This is a genomic window from Aeromonas sp. s5 (assembly GCF_040907865.1).
GTDB classification, from domain to species: Bacteria; Pseudomonadota; Gammaproteobacteria; order Enterobacterales; family Aeromonadaceae; genus Aeromonas; species Aeromonas dhakensis.
Window position 1 is genome coordinate 28,586 of record NZ_JBFOCO010000031.1, and the last position, 15,493, is coordinate 44,078.

At 58.3% G+C, this 15,493-nt stretch carries 19 protein-coding genes and 1 other RNA gene; 16 read left to right on the forward strand and 4 right to left on the reverse strand.

The window, feature by feature from the left end:
• The first annotated feature begins 98 nt into the window (after positions 1-98).
• The 8 genes from zapE to AB5Y94_RS16965 all read left to right on the forward strand — a co-directional run bounded on the left by zapE (position 99) and on the right by AB5Y94_RS16965 (position 6,272).
• Positions 99-1,193, forward strand: a complete 1,095-nt coding sequence (gene zapE, locus AB5Y94_RS16930) for a cell division protein ZapE (protein ID WP_005305898.1) — start codon at positions 99-101, stop codon at positions 1,191-1,193.
• 266 nt (positions 1,194-1,459) lie between these two features.
• Positions 1,460-1,888 (forward strand): 50S ribosomal protein L13, encoded by a 429-nt coding sequence (gene rplM, locus AB5Y94_RS16935; RefSeq protein WP_005305895.1) that lies wholly within the window; start codon positions 1,460-1,462, stop codon positions 1,886-1,888.
• Positions 1,889-1,903: 15 nt separating this feature from the next.
• The gene (rpsI, locus tag AB5Y94_RS16940; RefSeq protein WP_005305893.1) at positions 1,904-2,296 is read left to right on the forward strand and encodes a 30S ribosomal protein S9; all 393 of its coding nucleotides are present in this window, start codon (positions 1,904-1,906) and stop codon (positions 2,294-2,296) included.
• Between the two features lie 295 nt (positions 2,297-2,591).
• A complete protein-coding gene (petA, locus tag AB5Y94_RS16945) occupies positions 2,592-3,182 on the forward strand; it encodes a ubiquinol-cytochrome c reductase iron-sulfur subunit (RefSeq protein WP_005305890.1) in 591 nt (196 codons plus the stop codon).
• 2 nt (positions 3,183-3,184) lie between these two features.
• The gene (locus tag AB5Y94_RS16950) at positions 3,185-4,402 is read left to right on the forward strand and encodes a cytochrome bc complex cytochrome b subunit (RefSeq protein ID WP_005305888.1); all 1,218 of its coding nucleotides are present in this window, start codon (positions 3,185-3,187) and stop codon (positions 4,400-4,402) included.
• Positions 4,399-5,133 (forward strand): cytochrome c1, encoded by a 735-nt coding sequence (locus AB5Y94_RS16955; RefSeq protein WP_010635938.1) that lies wholly within the window; start codon positions 4,399-4,401, stop codon positions 5,131-5,133. Before AB5Y94_RS16950 ends, AB5Y94_RS16955 begins: the two co-directional genes overlap by 4 nt.
• A gap of 87 nt (positions 5,134-5,220) precedes the next feature.
• Positions 5,221-5,850, forward strand: a complete 630-nt coding sequence (gene sspA / locus AB5Y94_RS16960; protein WP_010635939.1) for a stringent starvation protein SspA — start codon at positions 5,221-5,223, stop codon at positions 5,848-5,850.
• Positions 5,847-6,272 carry a ClpXP protease specificity-enhancing factor gene (locus tag AB5Y94_RS16965; RefSeq protein ID WP_260751279.1) on the forward strand — a complete coding sequence of 142 codons (426 nt, stop codon included), beginning with the start codon at positions 5,847-5,849 and terminating at the stop codon, positions 6,270-6,272. Before sspA ends, AB5Y94_RS16965 begins: the two co-directional genes overlap by 4 nt.
• 46 nt (positions 6,273-6,318) lie before the next feature.
• Here AB5Y94_RS16965 and dolP read toward each other — a convergent pair whose 3' ends face one another.
• From dolP to AB5Y94_RS16985, 4 genes are read right to left on the reverse strand one after another with little or no spacing between them, the layout of a single operon-like run.
• Entirely contained in the window at positions 6,319-6,897 is a 579-nt protein-coding gene (dolP, locus tag AB5Y94_RS16970) for a division/outer membrane stress-associated lipid-binding lipoprotein (RefSeq protein WP_010635941.1), read from the reverse strand.
• Positions 6,898-6,901: 4 nt separating this feature from the next.
• Positions 6,902-7,492, reverse strand: a complete 591-nt coding sequence (locus AB5Y94_RS16975; protein WP_005305871.1) for an SIS domain-containing protein — start codon at positions 7,490-7,492, stop codon at positions 6,902-6,904.
• 9 nt (positions 7,493-7,501) lie between these two features.
• Positions 7,502-7,894: a YraN family protein gene (locus AB5Y94_RS16980; protein ID WP_080629143.1), complete on the reverse strand. Its 393-nt coding sequence runs from the start codon at positions 7,892-7,894 to the stop codon at positions 7,502-7,504.
• The gene (locus AB5Y94_RS16985; protein WP_368206206.1) at positions 7,815-9,722 is read right to left on the reverse strand and encodes a penicillin-binding protein activator; all 1,908 of its coding nucleotides are present in this window, start codon (positions 9,720-9,722) and stop codon (positions 7,815-7,817) included. The genes AB5Y94_RS16980 and AB5Y94_RS16985 overlap by 80 nt, the downstream gene beginning before the upstream one ends.
• A 79-nt stretch (positions 9,723-9,801) precedes the next feature.
• On the opposite strand from AB5Y94_RS16985, the gene rsmI reads away from it, so the two are divergent.
• The 8 genes from rsmI (at position 9,802) to flhB (ending at position 15,490) form a co-directional block, all read left to right on the forward strand.
• Positions 9,802-10,635, forward strand: a complete 834-nt coding sequence (gene rsmI / locus AB5Y94_RS16990) for a 16S rRNA (cytidine(1402)-2'-O)-methyltransferase (RefSeq protein ID WP_017779751.1) — start codon at positions 9,802-9,804, stop codon at positions 10,633-10,635.
• Positions 10,636-10,697: 62 nt separating this feature from the next.
• An RNA gene (rnpB, locus tag AB5Y94_RS16995) (RNase P RNA component class A) lies at positions 10,698-11,084 on the forward strand.
• Between the two features lie 228 nt (positions 11,085-11,312).
• Complete coding sequence (gene lfiM, locus AB5Y94_RS17000) at positions 11,313-12,188, forward strand: lateral flagellar motor switch protein LfiM (protein ID WP_192897008.1); 876 nt, start codon at positions 11,313-11,315, stop codon at positions 12,186-12,188.
• Between the two features lie 7 nt (positions 12,189-12,195).
• On the forward strand, positions 12,196-12,573 hold the full coding sequence (gene lfiN, locus AB5Y94_RS17005) for a lateral flagellar motor switch protein LfiN (protein ID WP_244364933.1): 378 nt from the start codon (positions 12,196-12,198) through the stop codon (positions 12,571-12,573).
• A complete protein-coding gene (gene fliP / locus AB5Y94_RS17010; protein ID WP_005305852.1) occupies positions 12,573-13,307 on the forward strand; it encodes a flagellar type III secretion system pore protein FliP in 735 nt (244 codons plus the stop codon). Before lfiN ends, fliP begins: the two co-directional genes overlap by 1 nt.
• A gap of 1 nt (position 13,308) precedes the next feature.
• The gene (lfiQ, locus tag AB5Y94_RS17015; RefSeq protein WP_126880635.1) at positions 13,309-13,578 is read left to right on the forward strand and encodes a lateral flagellar biosynthetic protein LfiQ; all 270 of its coding nucleotides are present in this window, start codon (positions 13,309-13,311) and stop codon (positions 13,576-13,578) included.
• Positions 13,575-14,357 (forward strand): lateral flagellar biosynthetic protein LfiR, encoded by a 783-nt coding sequence (gene lfiR, locus AB5Y94_RS17020; protein ID WP_005305847.1) that lies wholly within the window; start codon positions 13,575-13,577, stop codon positions 14,355-14,357. The genes lfiQ and lfiR overlap by 4 nt, the downstream gene beginning before the upstream one ends.
• A complete protein-coding gene (gene flhB / locus AB5Y94_RS17025) occupies positions 14,354-15,490 on the forward strand; it encodes a flagellar biosynthesis protein FlhB (RefSeq protein ID WP_005305844.1) in 1,137 nt (378 codons plus the stop codon). The genes lfiR and flhB overlap by 4 nt, the downstream gene beginning before the upstream one ends.
• Positions 15,491-15,493: the final 3 nt, after the last annotated feature.

The window sequence follows — 15,493 nt, forward strand, 5'->3', positions numbered from 1 at the left end:
CCTGAACGGCCGCTACGCCTTGATGGCACTATACCGTGCACCCCGAGGGCGTGATACCATTTTGTCCTTCATTCAGGGACTTGAAGGCAATCGACAGGATGACCCCGCAGCAAAAATACCAGCAGGATTTGCAGCGCCCCGGCTTCGTGGCCGACCCCGCTCAGGCGATGGCAGTGGCCCGTCTGGAGCGACTCTATCAGGATTTATGCCAAACCCCGACTCCGACCAGATCCCGCGGTCTGCTGGGCTGGCTGCAAAAGCCGAAGCCCCGTACGCCCATCCTGGGGCTATATATGTGGGGTGGCGTGGGCAGAGGCAAGACCTGGCTGATGGATACTTTCTTCGACAGTTTGCCAGGGGAGCGCAAACTGCGTATCCACTTCCACCGTTTCATGCACCGTGTGCACGATGAGCTCAAGGGGCTGACCGGCCAGGCCGATCCGCTCAAGCTGATCGCCCGCAAGCTGGCCGACGAGACCGACGTCATCTGCTTCGACGAATTTTTCGTCTCCGACATTACCGATGCCATGCTGCTGGGGACCCTGTTCCAGGAGCTGTTCGGCCATGGGGTCGTGCTGGTGGCGACCTCGAACATACCGCCGCAGGATTTGTATCGAAACGGCTTGCAACGTGCCCGTTTTCTACCGGCCATTGCCCTCATAGAGCGTCATTGCGAGATACTTAACGTGGATGGCGGTACCGATTATCGCCTGCGCACGCTGGAGCAGGCGGAGATTTATCACTTCCCGCTGGATCGGCAGGCAAAATCCAATCTCGAGCTCTATTTTCAACAATTAACCGGGCTTCAGCAGGCCCTGCCGGGCCAGGTCGAGATCAACCACCGTCAGCTGGCGTCGCTGGGGATGGGGGAAGGTGTGCTCTATATGGAGTTCGAGCAACTTTGCTGCACACCCCGTTCCCAGAGCGACTATATCGAACTGGCGCGGCTGTTTCACACCGTCCTGCTGGCCAATGTGCAGCCCATGGGGGCAGGCACGGATGACGCGGCGCGCCGCTTCATCGCCATGGTGGACGAGTTCTATGAGCGGCACGTCAAGCTCATCATGTCGGCGGCGGTGCCCATGCAGGAACTCTATGGTCACGGGCTGCTGGATTTCGAATTCCAACGTTGTCTTTCACGGCTTCAGGAAATGCAATCGCACGAATACCTTGCCAGAGTGCACCTTCCTTAGTCACAATACCGCGCCTGCCAGTCGGATGGGCATCTGCGGCAGGTAGGGCCGGGCGACATTTGCTAGCTTCATGGCAGTGAAATTAGCAGGTGATATTTAAGGCAACTTCACTTATAATCGCCCGGCCCACGTTACAGCTGTCGATAAGACAGCAACACTTTAAGCTTTACTTGTATTCGAAGGGGTACAGGTAGGCCATCGTTTGTTGTTTGTGGGAGAGCCCCCATAAGCAATTGGGTCTGTAACAGGTAATTGGGTTTAACTTAATGAAAACTTTCGTTGCCAAGCCAGAAACCGTAAAACGTGACTGGTACATTGTGGACGCAGAAGGTAAAACTCTGGGTCGTATCGCAACCGAGATCGCTGCTCGTCTGCGTGGTAAGCACAAAGCCGAGTACACTCCGCACGTTGACACCGGTGATTACATCATCGTTGTAAACGCCGAGAAGGTACACGTAACCGGTAAGAAATCTACCGACAAAATGTACCACGCTCACTCCGGTTTCCCGGGTGGTATCAAGTCCATCAGCTTCGACAAGCTGATTCAGCGTAAACCGGAAATGGTAATCGAAGCTGCCGTCAAAGGCATGCTGCCGAAGGGTCCGCTGGGCCGTGCCATGTTCCGTAAACTGAAAGTTTACGCAGGCGCCGAGCACGCTCATGCTGCTCAGCAACCTCAAGTACTGGATATCTAATCGGGAACTGGCAACATGGCAGAAAATCAATACTACGGTACTGGCCGTCGCAAAAGCTCCACTGCTCGCGTATTCATCAAAGCGGGTAGCGGTAAAATCGTAATCAACCAGCGCTCCCTGGAGCAGTACTTCGGCCGTCCGACTGCCCGCATGGTAGTTCGTCAGCCGCTGGAACTGGTTGAGATGACCGAGAAACTGGATCTGTTCATCACCGTTAACGGTGGCGGCATCTCCGGTCAAGCTGGTGCGATCCGTCACGGTATCACTCGTGCTCTGATGCAGTACGATGAAACCCTGCGTTCCGAACTGCGTAAAGCTGGCTTTGTTACTCGTGATGCCCGTAAGGTTGAGCGTAAGAAAGTCGGTCTGCACAAAGCTCGTAAGCGTCCGCAGTACTCCAAGCGTTAATTCGCTTTTTGTACGCACTCTCGCGAGTGTCAAAAAAGCCTGGCCACGTGCCAGGCTTTTTTTATTGGTAATATTACGAACGGTATTGCTAACACCACGTCACAAAAGACAAAAAATTGTGTATTTATTGTTTTTGACCTTCGCTTCTCTTTCTTGTCAAGTTGTTATCTTTTCTTTAAAATTCCCTCGGTTTTTCTGTGACAATTGTAACTCCGCTTCCGCCGCTGTTGTCACGGAAGAAAGGGGAACAGGGACACAATAAGAATGTGCGGAGTCCACATGGGAGAGTTTTTGGATGAGCAATGCGCCAGTTGATACCGGTCGCCGCAGATTTCTTACCTGGTCAACGGTCGCCGTTGGTGGGGTAGGAGCTGCTTTTACCGCAGTGCCGTTTATTAAGTCATGGAACCCGAGTGCCAAAGCCAAAGCGGCGGGTGCTCCGGTTGAAGTGGATATCAGTAAGTTGGAACCAGGCCAGCTCATCCGTGTTGAGTGGCGAGGCAAGCCGGTCTGGGTGGTGAAACGCACCAAACAGACGCTGGATGCCCTGGCCGCGCATGACGACAAGCTGCGCGACCCGGCTTCTGACGAGCCCCAACAACCCGACTATGCCCACAATGGCTACAGATCCATCAAGCCGGAGATCTTCGTGGCCGTCGGTATTTGTACCCACCTGGGCTGCTCTCCCTCCTACCTGCCGGACAACTTCGGCGAACAGGTGCAGGGGGTGACTTCCGGTTTCTTCTGCCCGTGCCATGGCTCCAAGTTCGACATGGCTGGTCGAGTGTTCCAGGGGGTGCCAGCACCCTTGAACCTGGTCATTCCGCCGTACCAATATCTTAGCGACACCACCATCCTGGTCGGTGCCGATGGCAAGGAGGCCTGACCATGTTTGCCAAACTGATGGGCTGGATTGACTATCGCTTTCCGCTCACCGCCATGTACAACGACCACATGGCCAAGTATCCGGCGCCCAAGAACCTGAACTTCTGGTACTTCTTCGGCTCGCTCGCCATGCTGGTGCTGGTCAACCAGATCATCACGGGCATCTGGCTGACCATGAACTACAACCCCTCCGCCGAAGGTGCCTTCGCCTCCGTGGAGTACATCATGCGGGATGTGGATTACGGCTGGCTGCTGCGCTACATGCACTCCACCGGCGCGTCCGCCTTCTTCATCGTGGTCTACCTGCACATGTTCCGCGGCATGATCTACGGCTCCTACCAGAAGCCGCGCGAGCTGCTGTGGATCTTCGGCATGCTGATCTTCCTCTGCCTGATGGCGGAAGCCTTCATGGGCTACCTGCTGCCGTGGGGCCAGATGTCCTTCTGGGGCGCGCAAGTCATCATCTCGCTGTTCGGTGCCATTCCGGTCATCGGCGACGATCTGACCCTGTGGATCCGGGGTGACTACGTCATCTCTGGCGCTACCCTCAACCGCTTCTTCGCGCTGCACGTCATCGCCCTGCCGCTGGTGCTGGTGATGCTGGTTGCCATGCACATCCTAGCGCTGCACGAAGTGGGGTCGAACAACCCGGACGGCATCGACATCAAGAAGCACAAGGATGAGAACGGCTGGCCGCTGGATGCGGTGGCATTCCACCCCTACTTCACCGTCAAGGACATGATTGGCGTAGCCGGTTTCCTGTTCTTCTTCTGCGCCATCATCTTCTTCAAGCCGGACATGTGGGGTTACTTCCTCGAGAAGCCGAACTTTGAAGTGGCCAACGGCCTGAAGACCCCGGCACACATCGCGCCTGTATGGTACTTCACCCCCTTCTACGCCATTTTGCGGGCGGTACCGGACAAGCTGCTGGGCGTCATCATGATGGGCCTCTCCATCGTGGTGCTGTTCCTGCTGCCCTGGCTGGATCGCTGCAAGGTGCGTTCGGTGCGCTATCGTAGCACCCTGCACAAGCTGAACATCGCCCAGTTCGTGGTCTGCTTCATCATTCTCGGGGTACTCGGCGTGCTGCCATCGACCCCGACCCTGACGCTGATCGCCCAGATCTGTACCCTGGGTTATTTCGGGTTCTTCGTCCTGTTGTTCTTCTACAGCAAGAATGAAAGCACCAAGCCGCTGCCGGAAAGGGTGACATTCAAATGAAAAAAATAATATTTGCAGTGCTGACCCTGCTGCCGTCACTGGTGTTTGCCAACACCGGGGCCGTGCATCTGGACAAGGCTCACTATGATCTGAACGACAAGGCGTCCCTGCAGCGTGGTGCCGCCACCTTCATGAACTACTGCTTTGGCTGTCACAGCACCCAGTACCAGCGTTACAACCGGGTGGCGGCAGACATCGGTATCCCGGAAGACCTGATGGCGGCCAACCTGATCGTCAATGGCGCCAAGATCGGTGATTTGATGGAAAACTCGGTGCCGGACAAGGATGCGGCCAAGTGGTTTGGTGCACCGCCCCCCGATCTGACGCTGGTCGCCCGGGTACGTGGCGCGGACTGGATCTACACCTATCTGCGTTCCTTCTACGTGGACGAGACCCGTCCATTCGGGGTGAACAACGCCGTGTTCCCGTCCGTGGGCATGCCTCACGTGCTGGAGCCGCTGCAGGGGACGCCCCGCGCCGAGTTTGCGACCCACCAGGTCGATGGTGTCGACGTTCAGCAGGTTGTCAGCATCAAATCTGACGGCAACGGTGAAATGAATAACGAAGAGTATGATCAGACGGTGCTGGATCTGGTAAACTTCTTGGTCTACTCGGCTGAACCGGTACAACAGGAGCGCGAACGCATGGGCTTCTGGGTGCTTGGTTTCATCGTGATCTTCTTCATCTTCACTGTGCTGTTGAAGAAGGAATTCTGGCGCGACGTTCACTAAGCGACCAGATCCGGGTAATATAATGCACGGCAATGAAGTCCAAGATACTTCATTGCCGTTTCTGCTTTTTAATGACGGGAGGGTTCAATGGCTGTAGCTGCCAATAAGCGTTCGGTAATGACGCTGTTTTCCGGTGCCAACGACATGTTCAGCCATCAGGTGCGCATTGTCCTGGCGGAGAAGGGTGTTAGCGTAGATATTTGCCAGGTAGACCCTGCCAACCTGCCGGATGAGCTGGCCGAGCTGAACCCGTACAACACTGTACCGACCCTGGTTGATCGGGAGCTGGCTCTCTATACCTCGCGCATCATCATGGAATATCTGGACGAGCGTTTCCCGCACCCGCCCCTGATGCCGGTATACCCGGTGGCGCGCGGCAACAGCCGTCTGATGATGCATCGCATCGAGCTGGACTGGTACTCCCTGGCCGACAAGATTATGGCGGGTACCGACGTGGATGCGGCGCGTGCCGAGCTGCGGGACAACCTGCTGGCCATCGCCCCCATCTTCGGTGAGATGCCCTATTTCATGAGTGAAGAGTTCGGTCTGGTCGACTGCTACATGGCCCCGCTGCTGTGGCGTCTGCCGAGTCTGGGCATCGACTTCACCGGTCGTGGCGCCAAAGAGCTGAAGGCCTACATGGTTCGTCTGTTCGAACGTGAATCCTTCCAGGCTTCCCTGACCGAAGCCGAGCGCGAGATCCGCGCTGGCGTATGAGCATGGAACCGACGATGACGCCCAGTCGCCCGTATCTGTTGCGGGCGTTCTTTGACTGGTTGCTGGACAATGAGCTGACCCCTCACCTGGTGGTCAACGTCAACATCCCCCATGTGATGGTGCCGATGCAGTTCGTCCAGGATGGGCAGATAGTGCTGAACATCGCACCTCGTGCGGTTGGGCAGTTCCACATGGACAATGATGCCATCAGCTTCAGCGCCCGTTTTGGTGGAGTTTCCCAGCAGGTCTACATCCCGATGGCGGCCGTGCTGGCCATTCATGCCCGGGAAAACGGCGTGGGCACCATGTTCCCGCCCGAGCCTGGCTATGATCTCTGGCTGGAGCAGGCCGAAGCGCCGGTGGAGCCTGAGCCGGAACCGCCGCGCCCGAGCGGCCGTCCGACCCTGAAGGTCATCAAATAAAAAAACGCAGCCAATTGGCTGCGTTTTTTTATGGTGATCAACAGGGTCAGTTCTGGGCAAACTCGAAGGCCTTGATCACGCGCTTCACGCCGCTGACGTGGCGGGCGATCTCGACGGCCTGATCCCCCTCCTGGCGGGTCACCAGGCCGATCAGGAACACCTCGCCATTCTCGGTGACCACCTTGACCTTGGCGCTGTCGAAGTTCTTGGCGCCCAGCATGTCAGCCCGCACCTTGGAGGTGATCCAGGTGTCGTTGCTGCGTACCCCTATGCTGACCGGCTGGCCGAGGCGCAGCTCGTTGTAGACGTGGCGCACCCCCTCGATACGGGCCACTATCTTGCCAGCCTCGAGCTTGTAAGCGTCAGAAGGTGTCTGACCGACCAGCAGTACCCGGCCGTTGTTGCTGTAGACGCTGATCTTGCTGGCCGCGCTCAGCGGCTTGTTGTCGGCCAGCAGGTTGGCCGCCTTCAGTTCGATGGCCTGATCGTCCCATTGGGCGCCCAGGGTGCGGCGATCGCCGGAAGCCTTGGCAGTACCGGCGGCACCACCGACCACCACGGCCGCACAACCTTGCAGCAGCAGGGCGCCGGCCAGCAGGCCGAGTAGGAGCGTTTGCTTCTTCATGGTTTCAATCTTCCTGTTGCGGGAAAAGAGTCTGGTCGATGAGATCACACAGGCAGTGCAGGGTCAACAGGTTCACTTCCAGAATGCGGGGGCGACGGGCAGATGGCACCCGGATCTCCACATCGTTGGGACCGAGCAGACCAGCGATCTCGCCGCCATCACCGCCACCCAGCACCACTATGGTCATATCGCGAGAGAGGGCGGCCTCGGCGGCTTTGATCAGGCTGCGGCTGTTACCCGTAGTGGTGATGACCACCAGGATGTCGCCGGGCTGACCGAGTGCACGGATCTGCTTGGCATACACCTCTTCAAAGCCGTGATCGGTGGCGATGGCACTGATGGTTGCCATGTCCGGGGTCAGCGCCATGCCGGGCAGGGAGGGGCGCTCGGTTTCGTAGCAGTTGACCAGTTCAGAGATGAACAGCTGGGCCAGTGCTGCGGAGGGACCATTGCCGCATGCCATCACCTTGTGGCCATTGAGCAGACAGATGGTCAGCATCTGGGCTGCAGTATGGATGGCATCCGGCAGCGCCTCGGCGGCGGCTATCTTGGTCTGGATGCTCTCGGTGTAGTTTTCTTTGATGCGGTCAGTCATGGGGTCCTCTTAAAATGCGTTCTGGATCCAGTCCGGCTGGTCGCCTTCGAACGCGATCACATCGAATCGGCAGGCCTGATTGGCCTCGTTGATGGCATGTTGCTTGAAATAGTGGCGTGCCGCCAGCACGATCTTGTGCTGTTTGCGTCGGGTGACGGAGCTGGCGGCGCCGCCGTGGCTGGCCTGGGCGCGATAACGGACTTCAACAAACACCAGGGTCTCCCCCTGGCGCATGATGAGATCGATCTCGCCGCCCCGGCAGCGATAGTTGCGGGTCACGGGTTGCAGGCCGCGGGCCTGCAACCAGCGCTCCGCTACCTGCTCAAAGTGCTGTCCCTTGCTCGTTGGTGACGGGAACAGGTTCTGTAACTGCCGGCGCATCCGTGCCAGAAGTACCTTCATGGGGGACTCCCTCGAGCTGGGGCATGGCGCTGTCACTGACCAGCTTGCCATTCTGGTAGGTGGCCCAGTCCAGTACCCGTACTATGTTGCCGCCGGCATCCACGCTCAGCTGACCGCTCATGCCGGGCTGCTGCATGGCGTTGACCTTGCGCATCTGCTGCAGGTTCTCTGCCAGGCTGACGGCGTCATAGCCCAGCGCAAATAGACGCAGCAGGTCGCCCTGGGTCTGCGGCCAGAGCAGGGCAATCTGCTCGCGCTGCTTCTCGTAACCGCCAAGCAGCAGCGGCATGTCGGAGATGTGCATGCCGTTGAGCTCGGAGGCCACCTCTGTGGTGGCGCTGTCGTAGCTGCGCGAGCTGCTGTAGATCGGCAGGCTGCCCATCGGATTGACCGAGATGTCGACGTAGGGCTTGATCATCCGGGTCTCCAGGCTGTTGGCGACCACATAGACCACGTCGATACTGCGCGGGGCGGCAGCGGAGAGCTGAACAACTTCGCCAGCCCGTGCGGTGGAGCGGCCGCTCAACGCATTCTTGACCATACCCTGAACTTCGTTGCGGGCACCGAAGGTGGCGACGACCGGTTTGTCCTGGCTTACGGTCGCCCAGGCCTGTTCAAACGCCTTGATGCTGCTGTAGCCGATCCGCCCCTGGGCGGCGATGAGCAGGGGTTTGCGATAACCCTGGCCATAGAGGTATTGGGCGGCCTGCGTTGCATCGGCGGCGGCTGAGAGGGAGAAGTAATAGGTGGTGTCGTTGACGATCGGCTTGTCCAGCTCGTTGAGCGCCAGTACCGGCACGGTCGGATTGGCCTTGAGCAGCTCCTCGACCCGGTCTTTGAGCAGCGGGCCGATGATCATGTTGGCCCCTTCCTGAATGGCCTGCTTGTAGAGATCCGCCGTCGACTTGGTCTGGGTATCGTAGAAGTTCAGGGTAAACTGGCTCTGATTTTCCTTGTAAGACATCAGCATGCCGTTGCGAATTGCCGCACCCTGCGGTTCCAGGTTGCCGGACAGCGGCAGGAAGACGGCGATCTGCTGCAGTGCATTGATGTTGCTGGTGGCAAGATCACCGAGTCCGGCCGGCATGTCTTTCTGGGCCGGGTGGTTCGGGAAGGCTTGTTTCCAGCCGGCCAGCTGGCGAGCCAGCTGATTGGGCTGGGCACCGAATTCATTTACCAGCGCCGCCAGCCGCAGCCAGCCGGTGGTGACATCGGGAGCCGGTGCCTCTTCCAGAGCCTGCAGGGTAGAAGGAGTCATGCTCTTGAGCAGGGACCAGATCTGCTGATGATTGGTGGCCAGCTCATTCTGGGCCAAGTAGGGCTCCAGCAGGATCAGCGACTTGGCGGCACCAAACTTGTTGTTGATGTCGAGCTGCAGTACCACGCGCTGGCGGTACCAGTCCTTCTGGGTATCAGCATCCAGCGCCACATCGGGCTTGCCTTCCAGCAGGATCAGCGCCTGGTTGGCATTGCCCTGAGCGAGCAGCAGGTGAGCCTGCAGCAGCTGCAGCTGGGCCTTCTGCTCGGTGCTCTGGGCCTGCTTCTGCAATTGCTGGAACAGGGCCGCGGCCGGCTTGGCCTGACCGAGCGCCAGATAGCTGCGCGCCGCCATCACTTGCCAGGTGAAGGCTTCGGCCGGTTTGGCCGGGTCCACCTGGGCCAGATACCACTGGGCATTCTTGGTGAGATCCGAGAAGGCCGACGGCATGCCGGACTGGCCAGCGGGTTGATTGGGCTCCGACGCACAGGCGGCGAGCAGGACTGCCGCGAGTAGGATGCCGAAGAGTCGTGATACACTTAGCTGCTTTATAACCCGGTTCAAGTTCATTCCCCGACCAGTGTTGAAATTCTCCATAGTGTAAACGGGCCAATATGGCGACACAATTGTCGGGACACTCGGAGCTCCCATGAGTGACATCCCAACCCTGTATATAGTCCCCACTCCGATCGGCAATCTGGCCGACATCACCCAGCGAGCACTGGATGTGCTGCGCAGCGTCGATCTGGTGGCCGCCGAGGATACCCGCCATACCGGCATCCTGCTCAGCCACTACCAGATCTCGGTGCCGACCTTTGCGCTGCATGATCACAACGAACAGCAGAAAGCCGACGTGCTGATCGGCCGTATCAAAGAAGGCAAGAGCGTGGCTCTGGTCTCCGACGCGGGCACGCCGCTCATCAGCGACCCTGGTTATCACCTGGTCACCCGTTGTCGCGAAGCCGGGGTAAAAGTAGTGCCGCTGCCCGGACCCTGCGCCGCCATCACGGCGCTCTCCGCCGCCGGGTTGCCCACCGACCGTTTTGCCTTCGAGGGTTTTCTGCCGGCCAAAGCCAAGGGGCGCGATGATCGCCTGCAGGCCGTGATTGAGGACACCCGCTCGCTGGTGTTCTACGAATCCCCGCGCCGGGTGCAGGAGACGGTGGAGGCGATTGCTCGCATCCTTGGCGAGCGCCAGGTGGTGGTCTGCCGCGAGCTGACCAAGACCTTCGAGTCGATCCACGGTCTGCCAGCCTCCGAGATGCTGACCTGGCTCGGCGAAGATGAAAATCGCTGCCGCGGCGAGATCGTGCTGGTGGTGGCCGGCGCCAGCAAGCTGGATGAAGAGCTGCCCGCTGAGGCTCTCCGCACCCTGGGGCTGCTGGTGGCCGAGCTGCCGCTGAAAAAAGCGGCGGCGCTGACCGCCGAGATCCACGGCGTGAAGAAGAATGCCCTCTACAAGTACGGCCTCGAGCACTATTAATTGCCGTAAACGGGAATTGCCGGTTTACCCCGCCGGCATCACGAGGCTATAATCCGCGCCTCGGAGTTGGCTGGGCAATCGCTGCTTCGTCGTTGTGTCCCTCGGGACAGACGGGCGGAGGGGAGGAAAGTCCGGGCTTCATAGGGCAGGGTGCCAGGTAACGCCTGGGGGGCGCGAGCCTACGACCAGTGCAACAGAGAGCAGACCGCCGATGGCCCGCAAGGGATCAGGTAAGGGTGAAAGGGTGCGGTAAGAGCGCACCGCGCGACTGGCAACAGTTCGTGGCACGGTAAACTCCACCCGAAGCAAGACCAAATAGGCCCCTATTGGCGCGGCCCGCGTTGGGGGCGGGTAGGTTGCTTGAGCCAGCGAGCGATTGCTGGCCTAGAGGAATGATTGCTACCCGGGGCAACCCGGTACAGAACCCGGCTTACAGGCCGACTCCGACCCAATTCAAGGTATGCAAATACCAACCAATCCCGGCACCTTCAGGTGCCGGGATTTTTATTATGGGGTTGCCAGACTGGCTCGTGGCGCCTTTTAGGGTTTTGTAATAAAGTTCTCGCCCATTCTGGTCGCTATAAGTCGGCTGGGTTATTTGTACCGATCACATGGCTGGCCTGATGGATGTCTCTGTGGCTGTAAGGCGAGATAAAAATGGCTAAGGTGGATTTTGAATGTCATCAAGCGGCGTAATGCTCACACCTTCCCGGTTGCTCTGTGCACAGCGGGGCAAAACTCTTCCTCATTATGACTTGCTTGGCGTCGAACGGGCTGACCAGGAGCGGCTCAAGCAGATCAACGCTCAGCTGGGTACCTTTTCTCTACAAGCGGCAGGCTGCATGGCGCAGTTATTCAATAGCGCCGACTGCGAGCTGAGTTATCAAGAGTTCACGACTGTGGCCTCGCCCGTGCAAGACGATGGTCTGCTGTGGGTGGAAGCGCGCAGTGTGCTCGACGTACAACGGGTCGCCTATTTCTCCATTTCTCCTGCCGTTATATATCGCCTGGCCGTGCTCTTTTTCGGTGGTGCCTTGCGCGACCAGAGCGAGGCTCCCTCCCATGGTAAAGGGCTGACCGATACCGAGCAGCGTCTGATGCTGCGTCTTTGTCAATACCAGGTCGATATCTGGTCCTCATGTCTCGGATTGGGTGATCTTGGCTGGCAGCTGACTCTCATTACCAGGGATGCATTGCCGCAATCACGGCTATGGATGTCTGAAGCCAGCCTCACGGTCGGCAGTTTTGCACATGGCTGGCAGCTCTGGCTGGTGCCGCCGACCGAGAACTCTGGCCTCTCGGCCGGACATGAGCTGCAGGATGGCGCGCTTGAGCAGGTGTTGACGCATGTTCCGGTGCGTCTGCGTGTGGTAATGGGGCAGATGTCCATGACCCTGGCGGATCTGGAGTGCCTCAAGGTGGGCGATGTGCTCTCGCTGGATCTGCCGGAAGTCGTTCCGGCCCTGATTGGTAATCGTCCCTGCTTTAGCGGACGAGTCGCTGAACATAAAGGCAGCCTGGTGTATCAGGTCGCGACTGTTGTAGAGGAATAATCACATCATGAACGAGCACAATATGAATGACCCGCTGGATCTGGATGGACTGGATCAATTGTTTAGTGACGATATCAGCATGCCCAGCGCAGCCGACTATATGGCTCCGACCAGTAGCAGCAAGCAGCGGGATCTCTCCTTCTTCCGCCAAATCCCGGTCAAGGTAACCCTCGAGGTAGCCAGTACCGAAGTGCCTCTGGGCGATCTGATGCGAGTGGAAGAGGGGGCTGTGATTGAGCTGGACAAACTGGCAGGCGAGCCGCTGGATGTTCGGGTCAACGGCCGGCTGCTGGCCAAAGGCGAAGTTGTCGTGGTCAATGGCAAATATGGCTTGCGCCTGGTGGATGTGATCGACACCAATCTGCTGTGTGGCATGGACGACTGATGCGCCGGTTGCTGCTTGTCCTGCTGTTGTTTTCGCTGCCCAGTTGGGGGGCGGATATGACGTTGTTCTCGGTGATGCCGGGGGCTGAAGGAGGAGAGGACTACAACATCAAGTTGCAGATCCTCTTCTTCATGACCCTGTTGGGGTTGTTGCCGACGCTGTTGTTGATGATGACCAGCTTTACCAGGATCATCATAGTGTTGGCGATCTTGCGGCAGGCGATGGGACTGCAGCAGAGTCCTCCCAATAGGGTTCTGATCGGCATCAGCCTGATCCTGACGCTGGTGATCATGCGCCCGGTATGGACCGACATGTATCAGAACGCGTTTGTTCCCTACGACCAGAATGAAATCACCTTGTCGGAAGGGCTGGCGCGCGCCGAAAAACCGTTGCGCCACTTTATGCTGGCTCAGACTCGGGAGCCGGATCTGGAGCAGATGCTGCGGATTTCCGGTGAGCCCACCACCCTCAGCAAAGCCGACGTCCCGTTTGGTGTATTGTTGCCGGCGTTTGTGCTGAGCGAGCTGAATACGGCATTTCAGATTGGCTTCATGTTGTTTATCCCTTTTCTGGTGATCGATCTGGTGGTGGCCAGCGTTCTGATGGCCATGGGGATGATGATGTTGTCCCCTCTGATCATTTCGTTGCCATTCAAACTGATGGTGTTCGTGCTGGTGGATGGCTGGTCGATGACTGTCGGTACGCTGGCTGCCAGCTTTGGTGGGGGAGGCTGACATGACGCCGGAACAGAGCGTTGCGCTGGTTGGCGGTGCCGTCAACATGGTCGTAGTGATGGTGTCGGTGCTGATTGTTCCGGGCCTCATCATCGGTCTCATTGTCAGTGTGTTCCAGGCCGCCACGCAGATCCAGGAGCAGACCCTCAGCTTTTTGCCCCGTTTTCTGGTGACTCTGATGACGCTCATTTTTACCGGAAACTGGCTGCTCTCCCAAATCACTACCCTGTTCCACGATCTGTTTTTGAAGATACCCGGACTAATCGGATGAATTCTCTGCTGTCCCTCAGCGCAGCCGACCTGACGGCCTGGTTGGGGCAGTGGTGGTGGCCGTTTATCCGGATCGCTACCGCCTTCTGGGTGATGCCTATCTTCGGTGATGGTCGGTTACCACCCCAGGTCCGTCTGCTTTTTGCCTTCATCATCAGCCTGCTGCTGGCACCCATGCTCAAGGGCATGCCAGTGGTCGACCCGTTCAGCACGGGCGCACTGGTGCTGACCATAGAGCAACTGCTGTTCGGGTTGCTGTTCGGACTTTGTGTCCAGATGCTGTTTATGATCATGACCATGGCCGGTCAGATCCTCTCCATGCAGATGGGTCTGGCGATGGCAGTGATGAATGATCCCAGCAATGGAGATACGGCCCCCATCGTTAGCCAGCTGATGCTTATCTTCTGCTCATTGCTGTTTCTCGGCCTGAACGGCCATCTGGTCACGCTGGATGTGCTGGTGCAGAGTCTGCGGAGCTGGCCGCCCGGCTCTTCGCTCGACCTGCTGGACATGAAAGGCGTCATCGGTCTGTTTGGCTGGAGTATCGGAGCAGCCCTGATCCTGACTCTGCCAGCCGTGGTTGCCATGTTGATGGTCAACCTTACCTTCGGGGTGATGAACAGAACCGCCCCTTCCCTGAATATCTTCTCGCTGGGCTTTCCCATGACGCTGCTGCTGGGCCTGCTGACCATGGCCATTTCCATCAGCGGCGTGCCGGCTCGTTACCTTGATCTGGTGACCTATGTACTGGAACAGCTCAAGGCATTGACACCCTCATGAGTCAGAACAGCGCTCAGGACAAGACCGAAGAGGCCTCCTCCCAGAAACTGCGCAAGGCACGGGAAGAGGGGCAAATTGCGCGCTCAAAGGAGCTGAGTTCGGCCGGACTGCTGTTGCTAGGGGGGCTCGCCATGCAATGGATGGTGCCAAGCTTCGGCAACTTCTTTGCCGAGTTGATGAAACGTCCCCAGCGTTTCGACTGGCAGGGGGCCCGGGAGCCTCAGATGATGATCCACTGGACAGCTGAATCCCTGCTCAGCATGTTGTGGGTACTGCTGCCCCTGTTCGGTTTTCTCGCCCTGCTGCTGGTGCTGCTCAGTATTGTACCGGGGGGCATGGTGCTGACTTGGAAGAAACTATTGCCCAGTGCGGAAAAAATCAATCCGCTCAAAGGGCTCAAACGGATGTTCTCGTCTCACAGCATGATGGAGCTGCTGAAGTCGGTACTCAAGATACTGCTGATTGGTTCGACGCTGGCCCTGATGTTGCAGCACCAGTGGCCCTTGCTGATGATGATGAACCGTATGCCTCCCCAGGCTGCGATGGAGCAGGCGCTGCGCATTCTTTCGCAGGCATTCATTTTGCTTGGTTCCGTGCAGATGCTGATAGCCGTGCTGGACGTACCCTATCAGCGCTGGTCGTTGAACAAGCAGCTGCGCATGACCAAGCAGGAGGTCAAGGATGAACACAAGAATAGTGAAGGCCGGCCCGAGATAAAGGCCAAGATCCGTCAGGTTCAGGGAATGCTAGCCAGGGCGCGGATTGAACAGCGTGTGCCGCAGGCGGATGTCATCATCGTCAACCCGACCCACTATGCGGTGGCCATCAAGTATGATCCGGCGCGTGCCAATGCCCCCTATGTGATTGCCAAAGGGGTCGACGGTATGGCGGAGCGGATCCGCCAGGTCGCAAAACAGCACGACAAGATGATCATGAGTCTGCCGGAGCTGACCCGGGCCATCTATTACTCTACACGGGTGGATCAGGAGGTCCCGGCGGGCCTTTATACCGCGGTCGCCTATGTGCTGAACCATGTATTGCAGTTGCGGGCCTATGCAGCAGGCAAGGGGAAGAAACCCACCCCCCTTGCTCCCCTGTATGTGCCGCCCGAGTTACGTCAACCTGAGAGGTAAGTT